A 24,536-nucleotide genomic window follows, 5' to 3' on the forward strand; every position below is an offset into this window, starting at 1 on the left:
CTCACGCCGCCGTCGCTCCGGCCTGCCTGATCTGGAGCCCTGCCGAGTACCGGCGCGCCCAGGCATACCCGAGCGCCGCGCCGATCGCGTTCCCTGCGGCAACTCCCCACCAGATGCCGGAGAGGCCGAGCCCGAGACCGGCTGCAAATATCCAGGCGAAGAGGATGGACAGGACGACGTTCTGCAGAACCGTGATCGTTAGAGACCGTGCGCCAAGCCCCGTCCCCTGGAAGAACGACGCCGAGAAGAGCCCGAACCCGACCATGGGGTAGACGAGACTCATGACCTGGAGGTAGGTCGTCAGCTCGGGAGCAATCCCGGCGGTGTCGCCCGCCGTGAAGAGTGCGGCAATCCGGGGGGCGAAGGCGAACGTGGCCACGGCAAGCCCGAGACCGATCCCGAGACCAAGCCGTGCGGCGAACCGGAGTGCGGTCTCCATCCGTGCGTACGCCCGTGCCCCGTAGGTGGCGCCAGTGACCGCGACCACCGCCGAGGATATGGCGAGGATCGGCGTCAGACCGATGCTCACGACCCGCCACCCGACCGAGTATACGGCGACGCCGTCGGTGCTCGCTATGAGGACGATGACGCCGTTTAAGATCAGGGCCATCAGGGCGAGTGCCAGTTGCTCGGCTGCGGCGGGGAGACCAACCCCCAGGACGTTCCGTGCGACTGCAGCGTCCGGGGAGAACTCCCGGAAGCGGAGCGAGATGTAGGTATCTCTCTTCACGAAGAGCCAGTAGACCATCGGGACGGCGGCGATGACCTCCGCGAGGATGGTCGCCCACGCTGCGCCGCCGATCCCCATATCGAGCCCGTAGATCAGGATCGGGTCGAGGGCGATGTTCGCCACCGCTCCCGCCGCCATGGCGTACATCGTCCGCTTTGCATCTCCTTCACCGTGCATGAGCGCGTAGGCGACCTCGCCGAAGAGGAGGGCAAACGTCCCCATAAAGAGGATTCGCGCATACTCGGTGGCTAGACCGACGGCGTCGCCCGCTCCCATGAGGACGAAGATATCGTGGGCAAAGAGGTAGAGCGGGATGGTGACGGCGACGGCGAGCACGGTCATCAGGAGAAGGGTGTGCATCGCAACACTGCTCGCACCGGCCCTGTCGCGAGCACCGATCGTCCGCGCGAGCGCCGCTTCCCCGCCGGTTCCAAGGCCGCTCGCTAACCCGATGGTTATGATGAAGAGCGGGAATGCGAACCCGACAGCGGCAAGAGCGTCTGCACCGAGACCCGCGACCCAGAACGCGTCGACGACGTTGTAGAGGGTCATGAGGGTCATCGCGATCATCATCGGCAGGGAGAGCCGGAGGATCGCGGTCTTCGGATCGGCGAGGAGTATCTTTGTTCCTTCTGTTTGGTTACTACTTGCGGGTGTATCGTCTTCCGAGTCACTTGTCGGCATACATATCGCCTGCTGGCGTGCCCACGCCGCGGGCTCCCGGAGAAAACGGGAACCTCATATTATGCGGATTGGGCATCGTGCCAATCTGTGGATTTTGATTGCCGGATGCACCGGGTAAACGTGACAGAACAGAAAGCGGCCGATTAATAGCCGCCCCAATTCTCCAATTTCCTGGCGCCATCGAGCAATACAAGACAAATATGGGCGCGGATCAGTAGATATACCTTCGCACCCGGCGGATCGAAACGGGCTGTCGAACGTTCGTTTCCGGCGGGTACGCCCCCGGTTCGACGGGTATCCGGGCTCCCGGACAGCCCGGCTGATGAACACCGCGGGATCTTGATGAGAAAAAAAATCAGCGGGCAGGCAACCCCACGGCCGCCGCACCGCGTTTCTTGACGGCGCGGTCGTAAATGCGCCAGTTTTCCTCCCACTCCGGGTTCCGGTCATGGAGCTGCTCGAGCACCCGGCGCCGGATCTCGCCGGAAGGCATTCCGTCGTAGGCGATCCGTTCGACGGCTTCGCCGATCGCCCTTGCCTCCTCCGGCGGCGCTCCCGATTTCAGCGCGCTCACGGTCACTTTCTCCCGCACGAACGGCTCTCTCCTGCCGTCGGCCTTGACAACATCGACCAGTTCAATCACCTCGAGGAAGACGGAGGGCACCCGGGAATCATAACCGTTCCGGTTATCCCCGTCACGGGGCAGGCGGCCTGAGAAGTTCCGTTGCGGATGCAACTCCTTTCAGCCCCTCCCTGAGAAAGAGAATCCCGAAGACCGATTCGACCAGCGTCCCCTTGACGTGGTCGACCTTCCGTGTGCTTCGCGGGGTGTCGGGGTCGAAGTGGATCCGGTGCTCATACAGCCCCCAGCGATCGCAGAGCCGGGCGAGGTTCGAGTTCCGGTCGTATGCCTTCCGGTTCCCGGTCAGGACTCCGGCTTTCGCGATATCGGGATCCCAGATTGCCGGAAGAAGACCGATCTTTAGAGCGGCGTCACCGATCCACGCGAGCGCCCCCGCCACTTCGTGGAGCCCCGCGAGTTCCCGCAGGTTCGCATCGGTGAGGGTGCACCAGCAGCCGCTCTGAGCGTGCTCCGCTATCTCGTCGAAGAGGTTGCGGGTGCTCGGGCGGAACATGGCAATGACGAACTGCTCGCGATCCCCGAGCGGGTAGCCGAGATCCGCCTCGACCTCCGGCTGCACCGTCCCCGAGATCACGGCTGCCTTCGCGAAGATCGTCTCGATGTCCAGGACCCAGCGCCGGAACTTTTCGGCGTCTCCCATAGAGAGCGCCGGGGTCTCCCGCACGAAGTCGTCCCTGAGCGTTGTGAGCCGCCCCTCGATTCCCGGCAGGTCCCACGTAAGCGAGCGGTGCATCCCACTGCCCGTCACTCCCGTGGGGCATGAGCCTTTCGGAGACCGCCGTGAATGATGACGTCTGCAATGCCGCGGCCCCCGAGGAGACGCATCGTCCGCTCGAGGAGGAAGTCCGAGCCGAGAATCCGGTCGGCCATCCTCTTCGTCCTTGCGGCGGCGAGAAGTTCACGGCCTATCGCCGAACGCCACTCCCACTCGTAGGCCGCGAGGGGCTCGCCGCGGAGCAGGTGATTCGCCGCCGCAAGCCCGGCAAGCCGTCCGCAGATCATCGCGGGCGCAATACCCCCTCCGTTGGACGCGACGACGTGGCCCGCGGCGTCGCCTACGGCGAGGACGTTTTCGCGGACGGTCTCACGGATAGGGCCGGAGACGGGCACGAACCCGGCCTGGACGTCGCGGGCGGAGAACCCCTGGCTCGCGAGGAACGCTCTCAGGAGAACCGGAACCGGGACATCTCTCTTCTGCACGCCGAGCCCGGCGTTTGCACACCCCCGTTTCGGGAAGACCCATGCGTAGCCTCCCGGGGCGATACGGTTCCCGAAGAAGAACTTCAGGCGGTCGCCGAACTCCCCGTCGACCCGGCAGGTTATGGCGGGGGCGAGCACGGCGCTCCGCTCCATCCCGGCCGAGCGGCATACGCGGGAAAGCGGGCCGTCCGCGGCGACGACGACGCGAGCCTCGACCTCGCCCCGGGTGGTCGTTACCCGGCTGCCTTCCCGGCCGAGGAACTTCGTATCCGGCAGGAGCTCGGCACCCTCACGAACGGCCGCATCCGCGAGATGCCGGTCGAATGCATCCCTGTCGACGGTGTAGCCGGGGAGCTCGAACTCGTACTCCCGGCCGCCGGGAGAGACGGCGACGGCGCCCCGGATCTCCCGCCGGATCAGCCCGGGGTCGACGGGGAAGAGTTCGTCGAGCCCGGAGGCGTTCGGGAGCACGCTCGCGAGGACCTCCGATGACGCGTTGAACTCCCCGCAGCAGACGGGGACGCCGATCGTTCTCCGCTTATCGATCAGAAGGACGTCGAGCCCCGTTTTTGCCGCGTAGCGCGCGGCGGTGCTGCCCGCGGGGCCCGCACCGACGACGACTACGTCGCACCGGTTTTGCATCGGTGCTCTCGTAAGGAGGGATAGGGTATAAAAAAGAGTGGGACGTTACTCCGCGCTTCGCTTCCGCAGCCGCTCGATCCTCTCCGCCACCCGCCGCCTCGCCGCCTCCGTCTCCGCGACGTCCCGGCGGAACGCGACCTCCAGGATATCGCCCTCCCGGGCACCGGGCGGAAGGAGGGAGCGGGGGAGCGTGAGCCGGATCGACTCGTCCTCGCGGAGGAGGAGGACGGCAAGGCCCTCCTCGACGCGATCGAGGCTCACCCGGAAGGCCGACTCATCCTCCGCCATCATCACCGCTCCATGGTGCTGACGACGGTCCCGTTCGCGTCGGCAAGCGTGGCGAGGTCGCCGTCGTTGTTCCAGACCGCGCTTCCCCGGCCCCAGTAGAGGTCGGTCGCGGTATCGTTGCCCGCCCCGGAGTGGACGGTGACGTCGGCGCCCGGATCGAGCGTGTAGACCGGGAAGGTGTAGGTGTTGCGCGTCCCTTCGTCGGTGATCGTCCAGCCGGTGAGGTTGACCGCCGTTTCGTCCGCGTTCGCGACGGCGATCCACTCCTCCTGGAGGCCGAGGTCGCTGATGTATACGCCGGATGAGGGAGCGGGCGTCGCCGTCGCTGTCGGGGTCGCCGTTGCGGCCGCGGTCGTTGCCCCGGCCGTCACGGTGGCGGCGGGTGCCCCGCCGGCGGCAACGGTGAGCGCCGTTCCGTCGGTGGCGACGATGACGGTTCCGTCAAGGTCGGTCCGGTAGATGCGCGAGCCGGTCGCCTCGAGGCGTTCGACCGCTTCCTCATGGGGGTGGCCGTAGTCGTTCCCCTCGCCGACCTCGATGACGCTGATCGCGGGGCTGACCGAGGAGAGGAACTCCGCCGAAGAGGCGTACCGGCTCGCGTGATGGCCGACTTTCAGGACGTCGGCATCGAGGTCGAGCCCGGCCTCCGCCATGCTCTCCTCTGCCGGGGTCCCGGCATCGCCCGTGAAGAGGTACGAGATCTCTCCATACGTCACCATCAGGACGACGGAGTCCTCGTTTATGTCGCCGAGCGGCTCTGCGCCCGGGTTCAGGATCAGGATCTCGAGGTCGGGATCGAGGGCGACCGACTGCCCGCGCTCCGCCGCGGTGTAGGGTATCCCCAGGTCTTCGACCAGGACGAGCAGGTTCTCGTAGGTCGCGGTCGGGTGCGGCTGCGCGGCATCGACGAACCTGCCGACCGGGTAGGCGGAGATGACGTCGGAAAGGCCTCCGATGTGATCGGAGTGCGCATGGGTCGCCACGACCACGTCGAGTGTCTCGACGTTCCTCTCATCGAGGTATGCAATGACGCGCTCCCCCATCCCGCGTTCGCCGGCATCGATGAGCATGGTCTTATCGCGGAACTCGATCAGGATCGAATCGCCCTGCCCGACGTCGATGAAATGGACGACGAGATCGCCGGATAGGTCGGAGCCGATCTCCGGCTGCTGCCCGGAAGGGTTGGAACAGCCTGCGGTGACGAGGCAGGCAACGGTGCATGCACAGAGTGCTATGCAGATCAGGTATCGTGCAGGTATGGACGACATTGCTCTCTACACAAGTAGAGGGCGCCAGGGCTATAAGTGTGCTGAGGTCGGGCATCGGCACCGTACCCGGCGTTCCGGGCATGTGCTCGATCCGCCGGCGGAAGGGAGGGAACAGGGGATGGTGGAAGCGCGCAGGAATGGAAAGGATGATATGCGTCGACCGTCACCCCTTATCAGTAAGGACGATGAAGGAAGTATCACCCCTTGAGATCTATAACGAGTACCACGACGACGTTCAGGCAATTTTCCGGTCGAGACTGCTGACGCAGGTGATGATTGCCCTCGGCAGCGGGAGCAAACCGCTTTCGACCCTTCGCGACATCACAGGGAGTTCGTCGCAGGCGCTTATCCCGAAGATCCGGTACCTTGAGGGCCTGCATTACGTCGAATCGGTGAAGGGAGACTACGCGCTCACCCCCATGGGCAGACTCGTCGAACCGAAGATCGAGCGGGTGGTTATGCTCATGGGAGTGCTCCAGAAGCACAGGAACTTCTGGATTGAACACGATATCGAGGGCATACCCCCGGAATTCCTGGATGAACTTGAACACCTGTACAATATAGAGCTCGTAAAGGATGTTGAGGAGAACATCTTCGCCGTATACACGGTCTTTCAATCCATACTCAGGAAAGCATCGTGGATCCACGGCGTATCATCGATTATGAGCCCGGTTCATGTAGAGGCAATTAAAGAAGCGGCTATAGGCAGCACACCGATCGAACTCGTCGTCTCCGAAGAAATCGCCCGGGGACTGGTCTCCGGGCCATACAACACGGTACTGGAAACCCTGAAGAGATGCAAAAAATTCAGAATTTACGTCGCTCCTTCGCCAATCCACCTCGGGATGACAGTAACGGACGGATATCTCTCGTTAGGTCTGTACAGGCGCGATACCGACAAATATGATACCACTACCGATCTCATCAGCACCGACGCTGCGGCGGTCTCCTGGGGCGAGAGACTCTTCCAGCACTACAAAGCAGACGCCAGACCGCTGAAACTGTCCTGATAGCCTCTTTTTTAGGACCCAATCGCCCGGTGCCCGATAGGACACCCGGCAAAACGCCGTTCCACGGTCCGGGGGATATACTATCGTTCAGGGTTCGGACAATTTTCTCTTCGCGTTCGTTGAGCGGAACGGAGAGGGGGCGAATGCACCGCTCCGGCCTGCTCATTTCTTTGCTGAAATAACGTGTTTAAATACCGCAACGCATCGAAGTGATGAATCTTCGTCGGAGTAATAAATATTCACCTGTTCTCTGAAAAACACTCCATGTTCGGATTTGCAAATAATACCAACCCGATCCAACCAACCCGACAGATCGTCGTCCAACTTTTCGTGTACAGTTCCCTGTATCTATCTATAGCAGGAGTGGCGATGGTGTATATCTCGTGCCTCCTGCACGGCCTCCCCTTCGACCCGGTTGCGGCGGCAATACTGATGCTCGTCGTATTCGCCGTCTACAACCTCAACCGCAAGACCGACGAGGACGAGGACGCCATAAATCACACGGAACGGTATGCTTTCACAAAGGAGTACGAGGTCATCCTCTTCCTTTCCGCAGTCGGCGCTTACATCAGTGCCCTCTGCCTCTCCTTCATTCAGGGCATCGACAGCCTCTTCGTCACGACCGTGCCCCTGGTCGCCGGGATCGTTTATAGTGTACCGCTCTTTCCCGCCCGGCTCGGGTTTCGGCGATTGAAAGAGGTGCCTCTGATGAAGAGCCTTATCGTGGCGTTCTCCTGGGCCGTCCCTCCGGCGCTCCTGCCGGTCCTCCACGCCGGCCTTCCCGCAGGTTTCGCCACCGGCATCGTCGCCGCCTTCTTCTTCTTCCTGGTCTTCATCAACACCGTGGTCTTTGACATACGGGATGTGGAAGGCGACATGGCGTCGGGCGTCAAAACGCTCCCGACGATCCTCGGCCCCCGGAGGACGCTCCTCCTCCTCACGGGGATGAACCTGGCAGCCGGAGCCGCGCTGGTGCTCGTCGGCGGGTTCCTGTCGGGTGTCTATCCGGCACTGTTGCTGGCTGCGGGGATAGGCTACGTTCAGGGTTACCTCCTGTGCTTCCATCGGCTTGTGAAGGAAAAACTCCTCTTTGAACTGTTTGCCGACGGACAGTTCATCCTGCTGGCCATCATCCTCTACCTCCTCACCCTTGCAGTTCAGTATCTCCCGGTATGAACAGCCGTGAAGATTCATTGAAGAGGTGAAAATTCATCGACACAATAAATGTCTGGCAGCCGGAGAGCATCTTAGGGTACGACATGAGATCTCCCCGCGGCAGCGATCCGCTGAAGAGTAACCCCGATGCTCAATACCCCGAGGCACAGGAGCGGGGGATGCATACGTTGCACGATGCAGAAACGGGAGGGCTCTTGCTGCAGAAAGAGGAGAAGCCGCAACTATGGGGATGCACTTCATGCATGTATTATGATCCCGGGTGCGCCTACTGCGCCTACATCCACGCTCCCGTGGACATACTGTTCGTCTGTCCGCAGGTTCTCGACAGGCGCAGGCAGCCCCCGGGGCCTGCACAGTAAGGTTGCGCCGTTCGTCAGGCAATATCTCCAGAGACCGCTCCCGCCGGGCGGAAGGGAGGAGGGATCGGGATCCCCAACGTTTTTGTGGTCCCCCCGCTATAGCCGGACTGTCATGCCGGGTGCGGACTACATCTACCCGAACGTCACGGAGGTGACCCAACGGGGCGGGCTCCTCGAGCGCTGGCGCCTCGCCGAGCCGCTCGGGTGTGCGTATATCGAGATCCCTGCCGACTTCGTCAAGAACAAAACGGAGGTGGAGCGGACGGGGCAGGAGATCGGGTCGATCCTCAACCGATCGTCCGTCGAACTCCTTTACGAGCAGGATACGGCCCTTCCGGGCAACCTCAGATACCTCCTGCACACCGAACCGGCCATCCCCAGGAGAGACCCGCACGGCAGGCAGACGACGGCAAACCTGCGGTGGCGCGACCCCGGCTGGGTGGCTGATTTCGGGGATATGCTCCTTGAGATCGAGGACTTTCTGGGTATCCCCCCGGAGATAATCGAGATTCACCCCGGCGACCGGAGGAACACCCACGCCGATATCGTCACGGCGATGCACGCCCTGATCGCCGCCCACTGGAACGCCTTCGGGACGGAACCGCTGGTGCTGCTCGAGCACCATAAGGACCAGAGCATCTCCACGGGTAGCCAGATACGGTCGTTCTGGGCGACACTCAAAGATATCCATCCCGAGATCGCCGGGCTGGCCGGGATAGCACTCGATCCCTGGCACCTCCACGCCGCCGCGAAAGAGGACTTTCCCGGATCTCTTGGCGAGGTTCCGCCCGATTCCCTGCGGGCGTTTCATATCCACAACGATCTCCGGCCTCCGTCGCCGGAAGACAGGGTGCCCTGGCCGCAGGTCTTTGGGATGATCGCCGACGTCTCAAAGACGCCCCGCATAAAACCCGTGGTCTACCAGAAGAGCAGGGTTCCCGCGGCGATTAACTTCTGCAGAGAGATGCTCGCCGCGCCGCGGGCGGCATACGCCGGGCCGCCTGCATGACGGTTCGGCCCGACCCCGATCCTCGCCAACATTCATAACCTCAAACTGCCACAGGGTGTCGCATGACACCGATAGCCGCGCCTGATTTCCCCCCCGGTCTCGAGTGGCTCAACATCGACCGTCCCCTCTCCGTCCGCGATCTCTCGGGCAGGGTAGTGCTGCTCTCGTTTGCGACGTTCACCTGTTCGAACTGCATGCGGCTGGCACCGGACATCCGGCGGCTCGAGGAGAGGTATCCCGAGCTGGTGGTCGTCGAAGTTCATTATCCCGGGTTTGAATCCGCCGCGGTCGGCGGGAACTTCCGGGAGGCCGTGCGCCGTGCCGGACTGGAGCACCCCGTCGCCATCGACCGCAATCGCCTGCTCTGGCAGACCTTCGGCATCAGGGACTGGCCGACCTTCGTCCTCATCGACCCGGAGGGGAACATGGTCGGGAAGACCGGCGGTGAAGGACTCTACGGGAGGCTCAATCCGAAGATCGACCGTTTAACGACGGAGTTCGGGCAGCGGGGCATGCTTGAGAAAGGACGGCTGTCGCCGGGAACCGCCCCGGAGACGGCGAGGGAAACGAGCCTATATCGTCCCGGCAAAGTCGCGGCGGACAACGCCGGGATGCGCCTCTTCATAAGCGATACCGGGCATCACCGGATCGTCGTCGCCGGCGGGGACGGAAAGATCCTGGAGACGATCGGCTCCGGGGCTGCCGGAAACGCCGACGGACCGTTCGACGAAGCCGCATTCTACCTGCCGGAGGGCCTTGCGTTCGACGAAGAGGCGGGTATCCTCTACGTTGCGGATACCGGGAACCACACGATCCGCCGGGTCTCCTTTACTGAGCGGAGGGTCGCGACGAACGCCGGGACGGGCCTTGCCGCCCCGTCTTTTGGCGAAGGCGGACCGGGCACCGGAACCGCGCTGAACGCGCCGCGGGATCTCGCGCTGCTGGGCGGCCACCTCTATATCGCAATGGCGGGGGCAAACCAGATCTGGCGGATGGATCTCGCCACCTATGAGGTGGAGCCATATGCCGGTTCCGGTCGGGAGGGGCTGGTCGACGGGGCGCTCGACAAGGCCGCCTTCGCCGGGCCTACCGGGATCGTCACCGACGGCGAGGCACTCTTTGTCGCCGACAGCGGGGCTTCGGCAATCCGCCGCATCAAGCGGGGAATGGTCGAGACCCGTATCGGACACTCCCCTGAAGATTTCGGCGATCTCGACACCATCGCCCGGATGGCGCGTATCCACCGACCGACGGGCATCGCTTACAGGGACGGATCGCTCTACATCGCCGACACGGGCAACCACAAGATCAAGCAGTTCGACCCGGAGACCGGGTGGGTCCTCACCCGGGCAGGAGACGGCGACCGTGGTTACCGGGACGGACTCTCGGGAGAAGCGAGGCTGAACGAGCCGGGCGGTCTGGTCGACTTCGGGGGACTCTGGTATATCGCCGACACCGGCAACCATATCGTCAGGGTCTACGATCCCGTCCGTCACATCGTCTCGACCCTGGCGCTCTGGAAGTAGAGTTACCCGTGACCCGAACGCCGGATGCCCGAGACCAGTACTTTATGTAGGAGCAACGAGAGAGGAGGGGCGGAACATACAGTCCCCAGGAGGAACCATGCAAACCAATTGCGCGTTGTTCATAACCGTTCTGGCTATCGGAGCGGCGGTTCTCATCTGCGGCTGCACGGGCCTGCCGGGAGACGACGTCCAGAACCAGACGAACGAAACACCTTCCGAAACGCCGGCCGGCGCAAATCTGACAATCGCCAAGATGCTGGCCCGGGACGGCAACTTCTCGGCGTTCAACCGCGCGCTCGGTGCCGCCGGACTCAAGGGGACGCTCGCCGGGCCGGGCCCCTACACCGTCTTTGCGCCGACGGACGAGGCCTTTGACCTGATTCCGGAGACCATGATGGAAGAACTCTTCGACGATCCGAAGGGCAACCTCGCGGAGACCCTGCTCTACCACATGGCTCCGGGGAGTTATACGGCGGCCGAGATCGCCGCAAGCGACACCGTTCCAACCGTTCAGGGCAATCCAATCACCGTCGACGCCGCCGGTGAGAGCGTGACGGTGGACGGTGCACGGATGATCCGGGCAGATATTCCGGCCGCGAACGGCGTCATCCACGCCATCGATGCGGTCATGATCCCGCCGGACGTGACCCTGTCGCCGACGAACGAGACCCCCGCAAACGTGACGGCGAACACGACCGGGTGAGGGCAAGGCGATCACCCTCTTCCCGGGGGTGCGACAAGGCGTATACGTTGGTATACGGAATGTGCTCGTACCTGCAGGCTTGTTCCTTCAAAGGCGCGGGCGCATTCCCGGAACCACCCCGGGAACATCGGGCGGGATAACCGGTCGAGGTCGATCCGTCGCGAACCTCCATTGTAGCGGATCGTTAAAGAAACCACGAATAACAACTGTTTTCCCACGACCGCACAAACAGAGAATCGCAAAGAGGGTCATCCCAGAGTTCGTCCATGCCACGCTTCAACCTCAGCCCGTCGCTCATCGGCCGGTTCTTCTACCACGACTGCGAACGCCACCTCCGCTACCACGCGACCCCGGAGCAGGAGCGCGCCGGAGCCGGCATCCCGGCGGCCGCGATCGACACGAGCCCGGTGACGCGAGCCCTCCTCGATGCCGGCATCCGGTGGGAGGAGGAGGTGATCCGGACGAAACTCGCGGGCAGGGTCCGGCTCCCGGACGGGGCCGGGCCGATTTCGGGGCGGTCGTTCTCCATCGAAGAGAGTTTTAACCTCTTCCCCGGGCTCTCGCCGGGTGAGGCAATCTACCAGACGACCATCCCGGTCTCGATCCACTTCCTGAAGAGCTACGATCTTGACCCCAGGATGCACCGGTTCTCCCCCTGCCGCCCGGATCTCGTCAGGGTCGATGAAGAAGGTCGCCTGCAGATCATCGACATCAAGGCAAGCGAAGAACTCAGCGTCAGCCACCGGATCCAGGCGACGCTGTATGCCCTGATCCTCGAGCACGCCCTGGACCTGCTCGGGCTCGATCTCCGGGTCGACCGGAACCGGGCGGGGATCTGGCTTTACGGGGAGGACGAACCGGAACCCTTCGATCTAAACCTCAACATACGGGTGATCGAGGACTTCTTCCGCCACCGCCTCCCGGGTATCCTCACCGCCCCACCGGGGGACGTGCCCTGGCACCTCACCTCGCGGTGCGAGTCCTGCGAGTTCTACCACCATTGCCGCGCAGAGGCGGAAGATTCCTCCTCGGTCTCGCAGATCCCGGGGCTCTCGCCCATCGGGCGGCGCTACCTGCGGGAGGCGCCTTGGGACGGCGGGCTCTCGATCAATGCGCTCTCCGACCTGGAGGCGTTCCTCCGTGACCCGGAGAGCGACGGCTGCCTTGACAACTGCGGGTCGCTCGCCGGCCAGGGCGACCGCCTGCGGGCGACCGTCCGGGCACTCACCACAGGGGAAGTCGTTTCGCTCGCCGCGACCTCGCTCGCACTCCCCGTCTACGAGGATATCGCCGTCGTCCTGACGCTCCAGAAAGACCCCGTATCCGGCCGGATATACGCCCTCGGGTTCCGGCGGAGCAGAGGCAAAGCCGTCTACGGGACGCCCTCGCACGAAGAAATCTTCGTCGCGGCGGATCCCGGCGACTGCACCCGGGTGCGCCGGGAGTTCGTCCGGGCGCTCGCCGCGGAACTCGAGGCCGTCGACGAATACAACCGGGGCCGCGACTGGGCCGAACAGGAGTCGGTGCAGACCTACGTCTACGACACCTACGAGGAGGAACTCTTCACCCGGCTGCTCGAAGAGGCGCTCGACGACCCCGTGACCGCCGAGGACGCTCTCCGGTTGCGGTTCTACTACCAGGATCCCGGCATCGCTCTCGGGTCGAGCCACCCGAGCACGTCCGTCCCCTTCCCGGTCGTCGTCCTGACACGGGAGATCCGGCGACTGCTCGCGCTTCCCGTCCCGTTCACGCTCCGCCTGCCCGAGGTTCTCGCGGCAATCCCCTCCTCCCGGTTCGCGTACCGGCTCGACCCAAGCTCCCTCTTCTGGAACGAGCACGGCAACGCCATGAAGAGCGACGCCATCATCATGGCCTGGCACGGGAAACGGCCGGAGGCTACGGACTGGATCCGGCAGGAGGTCTCGCGCCGCCTGCTCGCCGCGGGGAGCGTCCTCGACGGACTCCGCGAACGAACGAAGGAGAGACTCGTGCGGTGGGCGGAGAAGTTCCGGTTCCCGGGTTCGTGGGACGCCGCGACGCCCGAGATATCCCGCCTTCTCTTCATCGCGGAGTACGAGTCGACCATGGGCGCCCGTCGGGTGCAGGAGCTGCGGAGCAGGCCGTGGGCTGCAAGGGTCCGTGACGGCATCAGCATCCCCCTCAAGAAGAGCGAGGGGAACTTCTGGAAGGTGCTCGCCCCCCTGGATCTCTCGCTCTTTGAGCAGTCGCGGGCGTTCAGTCACCTCCTCGTGCCGGACGGCGAGGCGGGCGAGGAGGCGGAACGGGCGTTCGACGACCTCCGCTACCGGAGCAGCCCAAACCCCGGGAACAGCGGGGTCTGCTTCGCAAGAGTCCGCGACACCATCGTCGACCGGACGGCCGGGGAGGTCAGGGGGCTCGTGCTGGAGGTGACCCACCCCCGCGACCACGCACCCTTCTCCGAGGGCGATCTCGCGGTGCTGCACCCCCGGTTCACGGACTTCACCGTCCCGCGCTACGTCGACCGCCTCCTCGCCCTGGACGAGCAGCCGGAGAACGCCTTCATCCGCCTCCTCCGCGACCCGCGGGGGTTCGCCGCACCGATCCCCGAGCCCGGAGAGGTCGTCACCGACGCCGGACGGCTCGCCCGCGATGCCGGGTTCACGAGAAGCCAGAATGCAGCGTTCTCCCACGTGACGGAGAACCGCCTGACCCTGGTCTGGGGGCCGCCCGGGACAGGGAAGACGCATTTCCTCGCGACGGCGATCCTCTCGCTCGTCAAAGCCCGGCGGGCGCACGGGGAGCGGATCCGGGTGGGGGTTGCGGCGTTCACCCACGCGGCCGTCGAGAACCTGCTCGTCAAGGTGCAGGCGTCGGTCGACGCGTTCGGCCTTACTGCAGGCCTTCCGATCTACAAACTGAGGGATATCCGGACGGCCGGCGGGGAGCGGAGCCTCGAGGTGCTGCCCCACGACCGGGCCGAGACCGTCGTCGGCTACCCGGCCCTCCTCCTCGGCGGGACGGTGCACGGTTTCGCAAAACTCGAGAAGTCCCTCCCGTCCCTCGATCTCCTGATCGTCGACGAAGCGTCGCAGATGCGGGCGGCGGAACTCGCGATGGTGCTCCCGATGCTCGGCCAGGGCGGAAGGCTCGTCCTCGCGGGAGACGACCTCCAGCTCCCGCCGGTCGTCCAGGGGGCGTATCCGGCACCGGTTGACGGTCTCCCCGGGCTCGAAGACTCCGTCTTCGCCTACCTCCGGCACCGCGACGACCCCGGCCGCCCCGTCTACACCTGCCAGCTCCAGGAGAACTGGCGGATGAACCGCACCCTCTCGCGGTTCCCGGCGGAGACGCTCTACGGAACCGGGTACGCTTCCGCGACCGACGCGATCGCAGCGCAGCAGCTCGCCCTCGCCCCCGGTTCGCCACTGGAGGAGTGGATGGAATGGGTCCTCGATCCGGCATACCCGCTCGTGCTCTGCGTTCTCGAGGGCGTCCGGACGACCGTGGAGAACCGGGTCGAGGCGGCGCTGGCCGCCCGGCTGGCCGGGACACTCCGGGAGAGGCTCCTCGACCCCGGCTCGGGAGAACGTTACCCGGCGACGGAGGACGGAGATTACCGCTTCTGGCGGCACGGGCTCTTCATCGTCAGTCCGCACCACGCACAGATAGGCGCCATCAAGAACAGTCTCGCCGGGGTGCGGGACTGGAAGTATCCGCCGTTCGTGGACACCGTCGACAAGATGCAGGGGCAGGAGGCGGAGAGCGCGATCATCAGTTACGGCGTGAGCGACGTCGAGACCGCCCTTCGCGAGGCCGAGTTCATCTACAGCAGGAACCGCCTGAACGTATCGCTGACCCGGAGCCGGGCGAAGTGCGTGGTCTTCCTGCCCCGGCCGCTCCTTGAGCCGCCGCTTGATCTGGTGCAGAACGAGAAGGCGGCGGAGGGGCTCCGGCAGATGCTCGACCTCCAGGAGTTCTGCCGGGCGCACGGCGATACGCGGACATTCGACCTCGACGGCGAGGAGGGCGTCCGGCTCACGGTGATGCGGGCGCGGGTGGAGTGAGGGGGTTCGTCGGGTCCCGCTGTGAGAATAAGAGCGTTCTAACGGCTTCCTGCCCGAAAGGATAACTCTTCGCATCGGTAGGCGTAAATCCTGAGCTTGATCAATGAAATTGGTGTCGAGTCTGTAGAAAATCCATACACGGCTTTCCACCTGATATCGCCATTGGGGGAGTGCGACTGGCTGAAGGGCAGGAGCACGAGCACCGTTAGGTGCGAGGGGCTGACGGGGAGGGGGGCTTGCCCCTCTTCCCCTGTCTCCTACTTGCATATCCGGTGCTTTGGATCTGATTGAGGGGCCGTTCCCTTCGTCCCCCACCCCGCCCGGCCTTCGGCCTCCTCCTCCGCACCTTCGGTGCTCATGCTCCGGCCCTATGGCCCCGTCGCACCCCGCCCCGGGGGGCGGGGGCAGTGCGTGGCGATACCCGATGGAAAAGCCGCGGATGAGCGAGCAACTGACCCGAGTTCAACACCCGGGTTTTCATCAATCAAGCCTCCTATTGAGTTTGAGGATAACTCACCCCCCCGGGGGCCCAACCTATTTGCCCCCGTCAGACAGATAACATACCGTGATCGGCAGCCTGGACCCCGAACAGAACGAGCGCGAACGCCGGCTCCTCGACGCCGTCCGGGAGCAGGGGGCGACACCGGAGACCATCGACCTCTTCCGCGACCTCATCCTCTCCTACTTCCGGGCCCACGGCCGCGACCTCCCCTGGCGGCACACCACCGATCCCTACCGGATCCTGGTCTCCGAGATCATGCTCCAGCAGACGCAGGTCGAGCGGGTCGTCGTGAGATACCGTGAGTTCCTCGACCGGTTCCCCGACTTCGCGAGCCTCGCCCGTGCGCCGAGAAGCGAGGTGCTCCTCGCCTGGCAGGGGATGGGCTACAACCGCCGGGCAATCGCGCTCCAGGAGACCGCACGGCGCGTCGTGGAGGAATACAGCGGCGACCTTCCCGCCGACGTCGAGACGCTCGCGACCTTCCCCGGGATCGGGAACGCGACCGCGTCGGCGATCTGCGCGTACGCATTCAACTTGCCGGTCGTTTATGTCGAGACGAACATCCGGCGGATCTTCATCCACTTCTTCTTCCAGGACCGGGAGGGCGTCCGGGACGACGAGATCCTCCCGCTCGTGGAGAGGACGCTTTACCGTGAGAACCCGCGGGAGTGGTACAGCTCATTGATGGATTACGGCACGGTCTTGAAGAAACGGACGGCGAACCCGAACCGGCGGAGCGCCTCCTACTCCCGGCAGAGCCGGTTCGAGGGGTCCGACAGGCAGATCAGGGGACGGATCCTCGCGCTCGTCCTCGAGGAGGGGACGGTCACGGAGAAGGAGGTGATCCTTCGGCTCTGCGAAGAGCCCGGACGGGTGAAGAAGATCCTCGGCGACCTCGCGCGAGAGGGGTTCGTCGCCGAGAGCAAGGGTGCGTACACCTGTAGGTAAGGTTGATGCCCGTACGGGATCACCCGGGAGAGCCATGAAGATCGGCTACCCGTGCATCAACCGGAGCATCGGCTGCTCCTCGGGCCGCACGTTCAGGCTCTCCTCCTACTCCGACGAACGGCTGGAGGAGACCGTCCGGGAGAACCTCCGCTGTCTTTGTGAGATCCTCCGCTTCAACCGGAGAGAATGCATCCTCTTCTTCCGGATCGGATCCGGCCTCGTGCCGTTCGCGTCGCATCCGGTCTGCACCGCCCCGTGGGAGGAGACCTTCGCGGAGACGTTTCGCGGGATCGGCCGGTTCGTCCGCGAGCACGGGATACGAATCTCCATGCACCCCGACCAGTTCGTCGTCATCAACGCGAAAGACCCCGGTATCGTTGAGAAGAGCGTCGCGGAACTCCGCTACCACGCCGCCCTTCTCGATGCCATGCGCCTTGATAGAACCGCGAAAGTCCAGATCCACGTCGGCGGGGTCTACGGCGATAAGAAGGCGAGCATGGAACGGTTTGCGAGCGTATACTCCCGCCTCGACGAGAGCGTCCTCCGCCGGCTGGTCGTCGAGAACGACGACTCGCGCTACACCCTGGCCGACTGCCTCCGCGTCCACGAGGAGACCGGCATCCCGGTGCTCTTCGATGTCTTCCACCACCAACTCAACCCCTCGGGCACCGGGGTGGCCGAAGCGGTCGAACTCTCCGGCGCGACCTGGCAGCCTCACGACGGCATTCCGATGATCGATTACAGCACCCCGATGCCCGGCGGCCGGAAGGGCCGGCACGCGGAAACCCTTGATATCGCCGACTTCGAGCGGTTCCTCGCCGGGACCGTGCCGACGGACATGGATATCATGCTCGAGATCAAGGATAAAGAGAAGAGCGCTCTTGCCGCCGTCGGGATGGCCCGCCGGGACGGGCGGTTCCTCCCGGCACGAGAGCGGTAAGTCCGGTCAGGGAGTGACGATCTCCAGCGTCGGCGGGACGAGCGCCGCGCTGATGGCGTGGCAGATGCCGTTCGTGCAGAACGCATCTGTCTCGACGATGGGGACGCTGTTGACGGTGATACCCCGGTCAGACGACCGTAGGACGAGATCCGTCCCGAGGCTCGACCTGACGGCGCCGATACTCCGGAGATCCTCCGAGGTCAACTGCCCCGGCACGACGTGGTAACTCACGATCAGGAGGAGTTTGTCCGCATCCTGGCGGATCTCGTCCATCCGATCCCTGGGAACCCTCGAAAACGCCTCGTCCGTCGGGACGAAGACCGTGTACGGCCCCCTCTCGCGGAGCATCGGTTCCATGCCGGCAATCCGGACCAGATCGAGAAACACGCTGAGGCTCTCGGAGTCCTCCAGGGTATCGATGATGTTCTTCATGCTGCTCTCTCCCCGCACCGGATTACTTATACGTTCCGGCTACCCGTGTACGGCAACGGCTCTTGCAACGGGCGGCAGGAGCAGTGCGGAGACCGCATGGCAGATCCCGTTGGTGCACCACGCATCGGCCTCCACGACCGCCACGTCGTTGACCAGCACCCCCTCCGGCGCAACCTCCACGGCCAGGTCACCTCCCTGGAGCGACCGGAGCGTCCGTATGCCGAGCAGATCAATCATGGAATGTACGCCGGGGACGATATGGTAGTTCAGGGTATCGCCGAGCCGGTCGGCGTTCCGGCGAATAGCCTCGAGTTCGGGCCGGGAGATCTCATGGAACGCATCGTCGTCCGGGACGAAGAGCGTATAGGGACCTTCGGTGCTCAACCGCTCCTCCATGCCGGCCGTCCGTACGAGGTCAAGAAAAACGTCAAACGATCCCGATTCACGCAGAGTCGCAAGGATACTCTTCATTTGAACCAACTCCCGGCGGGAGTTGAAGGGGCATGAGTATATATAACTACGGATAATTCCGCACTGCTCGGGGAACCGGTCTCCTGCCGGTCTTCGCCGCCGGACAGGAACCTACCGCTTCACCCGCGCCTCGACCGCCCGCGGCAGGAGCACCCTGTCGATGACATGGTAGATACCGTTCGTGCACTCGATGTCGGGCTGGATAACGGCGGCATCGTTCAGCCGTATCGCGCCGGGAGTGCCCGTGATATCCAGGTGATCCCCCTGTAGCGTCCTGATCGCCTCCATCCGCGAGAGCTCGTGCGTGGTGAGTTTGCCCTGGATCACGTGATACCTGATCATCTCCGTGAGCCGATCCAGGTCGGCCGCGACGGCGTCCAGCACCTCCCGGGAAAACACGGAGTACGCCTCGTTCGTCGGAAACAATGCCGTATACTCCCCCCTTTCCAGGAGCGTCTCCGCCATCCCTCCGGCCTGCAGCATCGCAACGGAGGTGCTCAACCGGCCATCTTCCCGGGCCGTCTCAAAGATACTCTTCATGGGTAACTCCCCGGATCATTTGGCCAAATATATAAAATTACGGACATGGTTGCGCGGGCCCGGGGAGAGGGCATCGGCTGAGAAAAGCGCCGTATATTGCTATCATCTCCCGCCGGGAGGAGTCGGAGTACGCCCCATACCCGAAAAAGGGGTTTTCGGCCGGACGGTGCGGTCCCCCGCCCGGACTCACTCGCTCACGGCCATGTAGGCCTCGTAAGCCTGCGAGAGCGTCGTGAAAGGAACGCTGTCGAGGGCATGGATGATGCCGTTCTCCGCCTCGATGTCGCCCTCGAGCACGACGGCCTCGTCCACCTGCGTGCCCCGCTCGGTACTCCTGACCATGAGAGTATTCCCTTCGACGGTCTGCACGACGTTCTTTGAGAGGAGCGATTCAAGCGTGCATTTATGATTGCCGATCGTGAAGAAGTCAATCAGGTGCGAGAGCATCTGCTTGTCGTTCAAGATCATCGCCCGGTTCGGCTCGGGGATCGCATCCCATGCCGAGTCGACCGGAGCAAAAAACGTCATCGGCCCCTCGCCCTGCAGCATCTTCTCTTCGCCGAGGGTCTGGATGATCTCGACGAGCCGGCCGAACCTGCCGTCGTTCTGCAACGTATCAAAGATCTTCGCCATTACCAGGTACCTCCCTGTGGGGCGGTTCGTGGTATGTTCTCATATATAGGGATTATTATATGCCCAATACCATAGAATTCCGGAGAGATACCCGCCTCCCGGGAAGAACAGGGAGTTCCGGCTGTCTCGGCAGTTCGAGCCGGGCATAAAAAAACGTCACTCGCGGGTCAGGTCGGCGATATACCCCTCGAGGAGTTCGAGCGCCTCCCGTTCCCGGGCGCCGCCGCACTTCCGGGCGAGGCCGCTGTGGTGCTCGATCAGCCGCCCAAGCCACGGGTCGCGGTTCCTGACGTAGCGGGTGGCATGGACGGTAGCCTCCACGATGCTCGCAAACCCCCGGTTCACCGGGTGGAGACGGAGACCGAGCACCTCCTCTTTCAAGGGGCTGAGCCGCACGACGATCGACTCGTCGCCCGACCGCTCCACATCGGCGGCAAACGCGGCCCAGGCCTCCGCGTCGCGAAGTCGGAAGACGGCCGTCCCGTCGATATCTTCGGAGACGAATGCGTCGAATGGAAGGTCGCCGAACGCGGTTTTGACGTAGATCACGGGATCGAAGACGAAGTTCGCCACCACCCGGCGATCCCGGGCGATATTCCGGGCGGTGTGGCTGCCCCGGAAGAGAACCATGTGCAGGGAGCCGTTCCGGTTGATGATCCCCATGGGAGCGGCGTTGTGGTCGGTTGTCGCGATCACCTCGTTGATCCCCTCGGTCAGCAGTCCCACTGCCATCCCTCCCCGAGCGCCACGTATATCCCGGCGATGGTGATGTCGGCGATCGAGCCCGGGTTGATCCCGGCCAGGACGCATTCTGCATCGAAGGCGGCAAGGTCGCGCTTCCCGTCGAGCACCTCGGCCGCAGACCGCATCGTCCTCTCCGCCACGGCCTCCCCGTGCTTCTTCGCGATGAAGGTGTCCGGCTCTGTGGCGAGGAGGTCGAGGAACGCCGCGACGACCGACTCCCTGCCGCACCCGTGCGCATGAAGCAGGTCGGCGCACCGGCGGGTCAGGGCAAATCCGTTCGTCCACTCCCGTGCGACCATGTCCCGGGGCGCCGAGTAGGCCATGACGTCGGCAAGCGTCATGCCGCGCTCCCGGATGGCGGCGACCGAGGCCGGGTCGTTCACGTCCAGGTCGTCGCTCTCCGCCATCCGGACGCTCGTGAGGCCGAACGCCGCGTAGAACTCGACCGCGTCCTCGACGTCGGTCGCGGCGACAACTGCCCGCGCCCCGTCGATATCTCCGCCGAGGACGAGGGGGATGAGGAGGAGAAACGCCCCGAAGTGGGTGTTCCCCCCGGAATGGCCGTTCGTGCACTGAACCGCCTCCCGGATGAGGGTCCCGACACGGCCGCCTGTCTTCTCGGCCGCATCGAAGACAGGACGGGCAAGAATGGCCGAAGCGAGGAAATGCTCGAGACGGGTATCCGGATAGTCGTGGCACCTATCCACATTCCCGGGCTTCGGGTAGGCGCAGACCTCGAGCATCATCGCCATCTGCGCATGTTCAGCTCGATTCATCGGCAGATTCTTCTTCATCGAATATCCTGTGCATGATCTTCTCGGAGAGGTGGTGCTTGCACCGCATGTACTCCCGCGCGGAGAGACCTTTCTTCTCGAGCGTCATGTTGCGGAACATACAGGGAGAACTGATCTTGCAGCACCAGGCAAGGCTCCCGAAACAGGTGCTCTTCCCGTCTTCGAGCGGGGTTCCCTTCACCGCCTCCTGCTTGAACTTCAGGTAGTCGTCGCGGGAGAGCCCGACCTTATCGAGGGCCGGGAGGAGCGGGCAGGCCTTCACCGGCATGCAGCAGAAGGTGAGCGCCCTGATGTCCCCGCCGCGGCAGAGCTGTTTCGGGGCGTTGTACCAGCCGCCCTCCTCTGCCGACCGGGTGATGGCGGCATCGAGGCCGGCGAGCGTCCAGGTATCGGACTGCCGGGCAAGCGAGACGAGGTCCGCCCCGTGGGAGAAAGCGTCCATCGCTTTATCGAAGGTGGTGATGGAGTTGTTCGCGATCAGCGTCAAAGGGGAGGCGTTACGGATCTGGCGGACCTTGTTATGCCCGAAGTCCATCAGGTCGACGTGGAGGATATCCGCCCCCGCCTTCCAGACGGTGCGGGCGAGAACTGCGTCGTCGGCAGCGACACCGGCACGGATCTTCACCGAGACGGTCACGTCCTCGGCTTTCAAAGCCCGGATGATCTCGGCGAGTTTTGCCGGGTTTCGGAGGAGATGCTCGCCGCACCCGGCCTCGAGCATCGCCGGCTGCCTGCAGTGGGCGTCGATCTCGTAGACCACGGCGTCCTCGAACGCCCGGGCGACCTCGGCGTAGGAGGCAGGGGTGCTCCCGCGAAGGTTGATGCCCATGACGACGTCACTCTCTTTCAGGGCGTCGATCTCGCGGCCCAGCGCTTCGAGCGGGTCGTCGTACAAAAACTCTTTGCGACCCTCCTCTGCCATCCGCCGGCTTGCCTCGATGGTGGGGGCGTCGATCGAGTAGCCCCCGATGAAAGCCGCCCCGACATGGTCGGCCCGCTCGAGAACGTATGCCGCATCCACGATCCCGGCCATGGATGCTATTGCCACCGGTGTTTTCACGATCCGATCGTTTATGAGGAGTTCAAAACGATCATATGCTTCCATCATACTTCTCCATCAGTTGGCGGTGAGAGAGGATATTGATTTGTGTCGAGTCCCGGCAGGTCGTACTCCTCACCGGAGCGGTCGAGCGCGCAGCAGAGCCGGAAATCGTCTATCGAGATGCCGGGGACGTTGCCGTAATACCGGAGCACCACGTCCCAGGGCATGAGGTATGCCTCCTTCGCCCTCCCCGCACCGAACCGGAACTCCACGGCAAGGAACCCCCGGCGACCGGTTTTTTTTATGAAGTCGCTGATCGCGTCGACCTGGTGGACGTTGTTTTTGTCGGAGTGGAAGTGCTGGGAGAAGTAGAGTTTCTTGCCCGATATCGACTTGCACTCGATGGCCAGGTAGTAGCGGGGGTCGAGGGAGTCCACGAGGACATCGACGTACTGGGTATTGAATTTGCTCTGCTTGAGCCGGTAGGCGAACCCGTGAATCTGCCGGTGAGTGAAGAATCGGTTGATGCAATAGGTGATCTCCCGTTCGAAGTTTGCCATCAGATAAGTTTTGGATCGGGGCCTTAAAAACAATCGGTAATTATTTTAATATAGCATCGTAGTACCTTGTAATATATGGCACTTAAAGGCATGTTACTGGTCGGACACGGGAGCAAGCTCCCCTACAATAAGGAACTTATCGAGACCACCGCCAGGCTCATCGCCGAAAAGACGGGCGATTACATCATAAAACCCGGATTCATGAGCCTCAACACCCCTACGGTGGAGGAGCAGCTCGAAGCGTTCCGGCGTGAGGATATCGAGATGCTGGTTGTCGTCCCGCTCTTCCTCGCAAAAGGCGTCCACATCAACCAGGACATTCCCGAACTCCTCGGCCTCCCGAAAGGAGAGCGGTGCGGAACGTTCCAGCTGAACGGAAAGGCGGTGCCGCTCGTCTACGCGAACCCCATCGGCAGCGACCCGCTCCTTGCCGAACTGATGCTGAAGAACGCGTCCGACGCGATCGCCGAACTGAAACCCTGAACAATATGCGAATCCTGGTGCTGGATACCATCCACGGCGGGGCGGAGCTCGCCGGGGCACTCCGTGGTGCCGGCCACCAGGTGGACGAGGTGGACGTCTACCGGGGGCTGGCCGGCATCTCCATCGAGGAGGCGCTCGTCCGGACCTACGATCTCGTCACCGCACCGGTCCATCTCGATCCCGATCACCCTCTTCTCCGGCGGCACGGCCCCGCAGTCTCGCACCATGAGGCGGTGAAGAGGATTCTCGACGACGACCGGCTCCCACACCCCTTCATCGAGATCACCGGAGCGCGGGGGAAGACCACGACCGCCCACGCCCTCGCAATGCTGCTGCCGGGGCCCGGAATCCTGCACACCTCGACCGGAACCTACCGCTACCCGGAGCGGGAACTGCTCTGGAAGAAGAGCATCACGCCTGCCTCCCTCATCCCGGCGGGGCGCGAGGCCGAACGGATCGGCGGCTGGCTGGTCGCCGAGGAGTCGCTCGGAGTCGCCGCCGCCGGGGACGTGGCGGTGCTGACCTCGCCGGACGACTATCCGGTCGCGGCGAGAAAGAAGCACGCGATCGCGGAGAAGTGCCGGCTGCTCTCCCGGGCGCGGACGGTCGTGCTCCCGCCGGGGATCGACCTCCCCGGAGCGGTCGCGGCCGACAGTATGGTATCCTTCGAGGGGCAGACCTGCCGCTACTCCGGGAACGGGATCGCCGGATCGTTTGAGAACCCGCTCTGCACCCTTCCGGGCTACCGGATGCCGCTCGCGCTCGCGACCGCGACCGCATGCGTGCTCGGGGTCGACCCTTCCCCGCTCGGGGGGTTTGCCGCCCTGCCCGGCCGGATGGCGGCCCGGCGGGAGGGAGGTATCCTGATCGTCGACAATGCAAACAGCGGGACGAACATGATGAACACCATTGAAGCCGCCCGCTACGCAAGGGAACTCTCCGGGAACGCACCCCTGACCATAGTCATCGGCGAGGAGGGCAGGGCGGTCTGCGAGGGGTTCTCCAGGAACGAGATCCTGCGGACGGTATCGACCGTCGCTCCTGCGGAGACGGTCTACGTCGGGGAAGGGCACCCAGCGGCGACGCTTGAGGAGGGGCTCGATGCCGCCAGAGAGATCACCCCGACGGGCGCGATCGTCCTCGCGGTAAAGACGTGGAGATAA

The 24,536-nt window shown here is 63.9% G+C and carries 24 protein-coding genes; 10 read left to right on the top strand and 14 right to left on the bottom strand.

The genetic code is table 11. The features are described from left to right. Nucleotide 1: 1 nt before the first annotated feature. The 6 genes from MEMAR_RS08385 to MEMAR_RS08410 all read right to left on the bottom strand — a co-directional run bounded on the left by MEMAR_RS08385 (nt 2) and on the right by MEMAR_RS08410 (nt 5,455). Nucleotides 2-1,414 carry an MATE family efflux transporter gene (locus MEMAR_RS08385; protein WP_011844546.1) on the bottom strand — a complete coding sequence of 471 codons (1,413 nt, stop codon included), beginning with the start codon at nt 1,412-1,414 and terminating at the stop codon, nt 2-4. A 355-nt stretch (nt 1,415-1,769) separates the two neighbouring features. After that, the gene (locus tag MEMAR_RS08390) at nt 1,770-2,078 is read right to left on the bottom strand and encodes an ATP cone domain-containing protein (RefSeq protein WP_011844547.1); all 309 of its coding nucleotides are present in this window, start codon (nt 2,076-2,078) and stop codon (nt 1,770-1,772) included. A 31-nt stretch (nt 2,079-2,109) separates the two neighbouring features. Beyond that, entirely contained in the window at nt 2,110-2,790 is a 681-nt protein-coding gene (locus MEMAR_RS08395; RefSeq protein ID WP_011844548.1) for a ribonuclease III domain-containing protein, read from the bottom strand. 11 nt (nt 2,791-2,801) lie between these two features. Further along, nucleotides 2,802-3,899 (bottom strand): geranylgeranyl reductase family protein, encoded by a 1,098-nt coding sequence (locus MEMAR_RS08400; RefSeq protein WP_011844549.1) that lies wholly within the window; start codon nt 3,897-3,899, stop codon nt 2,802-2,804. Nucleotides 3,900-3,944: 45 nt separating this feature from the next. Then, nucleotides 3,945-4,190 carry a DUF3006 domain-containing protein gene (locus MEMAR_RS08405; protein ID WP_011844550.1) on the bottom strand — a complete coding sequence of 82 codons (246 nt, stop codon included), beginning with the start codon at nt 4,188-4,190 and terminating at the stop codon, nt 3,945-3,947. Continuing rightward, nucleotides 4,190-5,455, bottom strand: coding sequence for an MBL fold metallo-hydrolase (locus tag MEMAR_RS08410; protein ID WP_011844551.1), 1,266 nt, complete (start codon nt 5,453-5,455; stop codon nt 4,190-4,192). Before MEMAR_RS08410 ends, MEMAR_RS08405 begins: the two co-directional genes overlap by 1 nt. 137 nt (nt 5,456-5,592) lie before the next feature. On the opposite strand from MEMAR_RS08410, the gene MEMAR_RS08415 reads away from it, so the two are divergent. From MEMAR_RS08415 to uvsE, 8 genes are all read left to right on the top strand, one after another. Further along, a complete protein-coding gene (locus MEMAR_RS08415) occupies nt 5,593-6,465 on the top strand; it encodes a helix-turn-helix transcriptional regulator (protein WP_052291861.1) in 873 nt (290 codons plus the stop codon). A 369-nt stretch (nt 6,466-6,834) separates the two neighbouring features. Beyond that, a complete protein-coding gene (locus tag MEMAR_RS08420; RefSeq protein WP_048063808.1) occupies nt 6,835-7,641 on the top strand; it encodes a UbiA family prenyltransferase in 807 nt (268 codons plus the stop codon). 471 nt (nt 7,642-8,112) lie between these two features. Then, nucleotides 8,113-9,009 (top strand): hypothetical protein, encoded by an 897-nt coding sequence (locus tag MEMAR_RS08430; protein ID WP_011844555.1) that lies wholly within the window; start codon nt 8,113-8,115, stop codon nt 9,007-9,009. Between the two features lie 62 nt (nt 9,010-9,071). Next, the gene (locus tag MEMAR_RS08435) at nt 9,072-10,535 is read left to right on the top strand and encodes a thioredoxin-like domain-containing protein (protein ID WP_011844556.1); all 1,464 of its coding nucleotides are present in this window, start codon (nt 9,072-9,074) and stop codon (nt 10,533-10,535) included. Nucleotides 10,536-10,632: 97 nt separating this feature from the next. After that, nucleotides 10,633-11,238, top strand: coding sequence for a fasciclin domain-containing protein (locus MEMAR_RS08440; RefSeq protein ID WP_011844557.1), 606 nt, complete (start codon nt 10,633-10,635; stop codon nt 11,236-11,238). Nucleotides 11,239-11,504: 266 nt separating this feature from the next. Then, nucleotides 11,505-15,284 (top strand): bifunctional RecB family nuclease/DEAD/DEAH box helicase, encoded by a 3,780-nt coding sequence (locus MEMAR_RS08445; protein WP_011844558.1) that lies wholly within the window; start codon nt 11,505-11,507, stop codon nt 15,282-15,284. A gap of 565 nt (nt 15,285-15,849) precedes the next feature. Further along, nucleotides 15,850-16,734 (top strand): HhH-GPD family protein, encoded by an 885-nt coding sequence (locus MEMAR_RS08450; RefSeq protein WP_011844559.1) that lies wholly within the window; start codon nt 15,850-15,852, stop codon nt 16,732-16,734. 34 nt (nt 16,735-16,768) lie between these two features. Further along, on the top strand, nt 16,769-17,674 hold the full coding sequence (gene uvsE / locus MEMAR_RS08455) for a UV DNA damage repair endonuclease UvsE (RefSeq protein WP_011844560.1): 906 nt from the start codon (nt 16,769-16,771) through the stop codon (nt 17,672-17,674). 6 nt (nt 17,675-17,680) lie between these two features. On the opposite strand, the gene MEMAR_RS08460 is transcribed toward uvsE, so the two are convergent. The 8 genes from MEMAR_RS08460 to MEMAR_RS08495 form a co-directional block, all read right to left on the bottom strand. After that, nucleotides 17,681-18,106, bottom strand: a complete 426-nt coding sequence (locus MEMAR_RS08460) for a fasciclin domain-containing protein (protein WP_011844561.1) — start codon at nt 18,104-18,106, stop codon at nt 17,681-17,683. Nucleotides 18,107-18,145: 39 nt separating this feature from the next. Further along, nucleotides 18,146-18,577: a fasciclin domain-containing protein gene (locus MEMAR_RS08465; protein WP_011844562.1), complete on the bottom strand. Its 432-nt coding sequence runs from the start codon at nt 18,575-18,577 to the stop codon at nt 18,146-18,148. A 111-nt stretch (nt 18,578-18,688) separates the two neighbouring features. Continuing rightward, the gene (locus tag MEMAR_RS08470; protein WP_011844563.1) at nt 18,689-19,117 is read right to left on the bottom strand and encodes a fasciclin domain-containing protein; all 429 of its coding nucleotides are present in this window, start codon (nt 19,115-19,117) and stop codon (nt 18,689-18,691) included. A gap of 186 nt (nt 19,118-19,303) precedes the next feature. Further along, a complete protein-coding gene (locus MEMAR_RS08475) occupies nt 19,304-19,750 on the bottom strand; it encodes a fasciclin domain-containing protein (RefSeq protein WP_011844564.1) in 447 nt (148 codons plus the stop codon). Between the two features lie 156 nt (nt 19,751-19,906). After that, nucleotides 19,907-20,476 (bottom strand): DUF447 domain-containing protein, encoded by a 570-nt coding sequence (locus MEMAR_RS08480; RefSeq protein ID WP_052291876.1) that lies wholly within the window; start codon nt 20,474-20,476, stop codon nt 19,907-19,909. Next, nucleotides 20,464-21,288 carry a triphosphoribosyl-dephospho-CoA synthase gene (locus tag MEMAR_RS08485; protein ID WP_048063809.1) on the bottom strand — a complete coding sequence of 275 codons (825 nt, stop codon included), beginning with the start codon at nt 21,286-21,288 and terminating at the stop codon, nt 20,464-20,466. Before MEMAR_RS08485 ends, MEMAR_RS08480 begins: the two co-directional genes overlap by 13 nt. After that, nucleotides 21,257-22,396: a methanogenesis marker 9 domain-containing protein gene (locus tag MEMAR_RS08490; protein ID WP_048063810.1), complete on the bottom strand. Its 1,140-nt coding sequence runs from the start codon at nt 22,394-22,396 to the stop codon at nt 21,257-21,259. Before MEMAR_RS08490 ends, MEMAR_RS08485 begins: the two co-directional genes overlap by 32 nt. Continuing rightward, entirely contained in the window at nt 22,393-22,890 is a 498-nt protein-coding gene (locus tag MEMAR_RS08495) for a PDDEXK family nuclease (protein WP_011844568.1), read from the bottom strand. Before MEMAR_RS08495 ends, MEMAR_RS08490 begins: the two co-directional genes overlap by 4 nt. Before the next feature lie 75 nt (nt 22,891-22,965). On the opposite strand from MEMAR_RS08495, the gene cfbA reads away from it, so the two are divergent. Together cfbA and cfbE are read left to right on the top strand one after the other, a co-directional pair. Next, the gene (cfbA, locus tag MEMAR_RS08500) at nt 22,966-23,373 is read left to right on the top strand and encodes a sirohydrochlorin nickelochelatase (RefSeq protein ID WP_011844569.1); all 408 of its coding nucleotides are present in this window, start codon (nt 22,966-22,968) and stop codon (nt 23,371-23,373) included. Nucleotides 23,374-23,378: 5 nt separating this feature from the next. Continuing rightward, complete coding sequence (gene cfbE / locus MEMAR_RS08505; RefSeq protein ID WP_011844570.1) at nt 23,379-24,536, top strand: coenzyme F430 synthase; 1,158 nt, start codon at nt 23,379-23,381, stop codon at nt 24,534-24,536.

Origin of the sequence: Methanoculleus marisnigri JR1, assembly GCF_000015825.1 — an archaeon.
In the GTDB taxonomy this organism is placed as follows: Archaea; Halobacteriota; Methanomicrobia; order Methanomicrobiales; family Methanoculleaceae; genus Methanoculleus; species Methanoculleus marisnigri.

What these genes read in the sequence shown, in the direction of transcription:
- MEMAR_RS08430 (WP_011844555.1), top strand. Translation starts at nt 8,113, where the DNA reads ATGCCGGGTGCGGACTACATCTACCCGAACGTCACGGAGGTGACCCAA.
- MEMAR_RS08410 (WP_011844551.1), bottom strand. Translation starts at nt 5,455, where the DNA reads ATGTCGTCCATACCTGCACGATACCTGATCTGCATAGCACTCTGTGCA.
- MEMAR_RS08445 (WP_011844558.1), top strand. Translation starts at nt 11,505, where the DNA reads ATGCCACGCTTCAACCTCAGCCCGTCGCTCATCGGCCGGTTCTTCTAC.
- MEMAR_RS08495 (WP_011844568.1), bottom strand. Translation starts at nt 22,890, where the DNA reads ATGGCAAACTTCGAACGGGAGATCACCTATTGCATCAACCGATTCTTC.
- uvsE (WP_011844560.1), top strand. Translation starts at nt 16,769, where the DNA reads ATGAAGATCGGCTACCCGTGCATCAACCGGAGCATCGGCTGCTCCTCG.
- MEMAR_RS08460 (WP_011844561.1), bottom strand. Translation starts at nt 18,106, where the DNA reads ATGAAGAACATCATCGATACCCTGGAGGACTCCGAGAGCCTCAGCGTG.
- cfbA (WP_011844569.1), top strand. Translation starts at nt 22,966, where the DNA reads ATGGCACTTAAAGGCATGTTACTGGTCGGACACGGGAGCAAGCTCCCC.
- MEMAR_RS08420 (WP_048063808.1), top strand. Translation starts at nt 6,835, where the DNA reads ATGGTGTATATCTCGTGCCTCCTGCACGGCCTCCCCTTCGACCCGGTT.
- cfbE (WP_011844570.1), top strand. Translation starts at nt 23,379, where the DNA reads ATGCGAATCCTGGTGCTGGATACCATCCACGGCGGGGCGGAGCTCGCC.
- MEMAR_RS08395 (WP_011844548.1), bottom strand. Translation starts at nt 2,790, where the DNA reads ATGCACCGCTCGCTTACGTGGGACCTGCCGGGAATCGAGGGGCGGCTC.
- MEMAR_RS08440 (WP_011844557.1), top strand. Translation starts at nt 10,633, where the DNA reads ATGCAAACCAATTGCGCGTTGTTCATAACCGTTCTGGCTATCGGAGCG.
- MEMAR_RS08475 (WP_011844564.1), bottom strand. Translation starts at nt 19,750, where the DNA reads ATGGCGAAGATCTTTGATACGTTGCAGAACGACGGCAGGTTCGGCCGG.
- MEMAR_RS08490 (WP_048063810.1), bottom strand. Translation starts at nt 22,396, where the DNA reads ATGATGGAAGCATATGATCGTTTTGAACTCCTCATAAACGATCGGATC.
- MEMAR_RS08470 (WP_011844563.1), bottom strand. Translation starts at nt 19,117, where the DNA reads ATGAAGAGTATCTTTGAGACGGCCCGGGAAGATGGCCGGTTGAGCACC.
- MEMAR_RS08400 (WP_011844549.1), bottom strand. Translation starts at nt 3,899, where the DNA reads ATGCAAAACCGGTGCGACGTAGTCGTCGTCGGTGCGGGCCCCGCGGGC.
- MEMAR_RS08415 (WP_052291861.1), top strand. Translation starts at nt 5,593, where the DNA reads ATGGAAAGGATGATATGCGTCGACCGTCACCCCTTATCAGTAAGGACG.
- MEMAR_RS08385 (WP_011844546.1), bottom strand. Translation starts at nt 1,414, where the DNA reads ATGCCGACAAGTGACTCGGAAGACGATACACCCGCAAGTAGTAACCAA.
- MEMAR_RS08405 (WP_011844550.1), bottom strand. Translation starts at nt 4,190, where the DNA reads ATGATGGCGGAGGATGAGTCGGCCTTCCGGGTGAGCCTCGATCGCGTC.
- MEMAR_RS08485 (WP_048063809.1), bottom strand. Translation starts at nt 21,288, where the DNA reads ATGAAGAAGAATCTGCCGATGAATCGAGCTGAACATGCGCAGATGGCG.
- MEMAR_RS08435 (WP_011844556.1), top strand. Translation starts at nt 9,072, where the DNA reads ATGACACCGATAGCCGCGCCTGATTTCCCCCCCGGTCTCGAGTGGCTC.
- MEMAR_RS08465 (WP_011844562.1), bottom strand. Translation starts at nt 18,577, where the DNA reads ATGAAGAGTATCCTTGCGACTCTGCGTGAATCGGGATCGTTTGACGTT.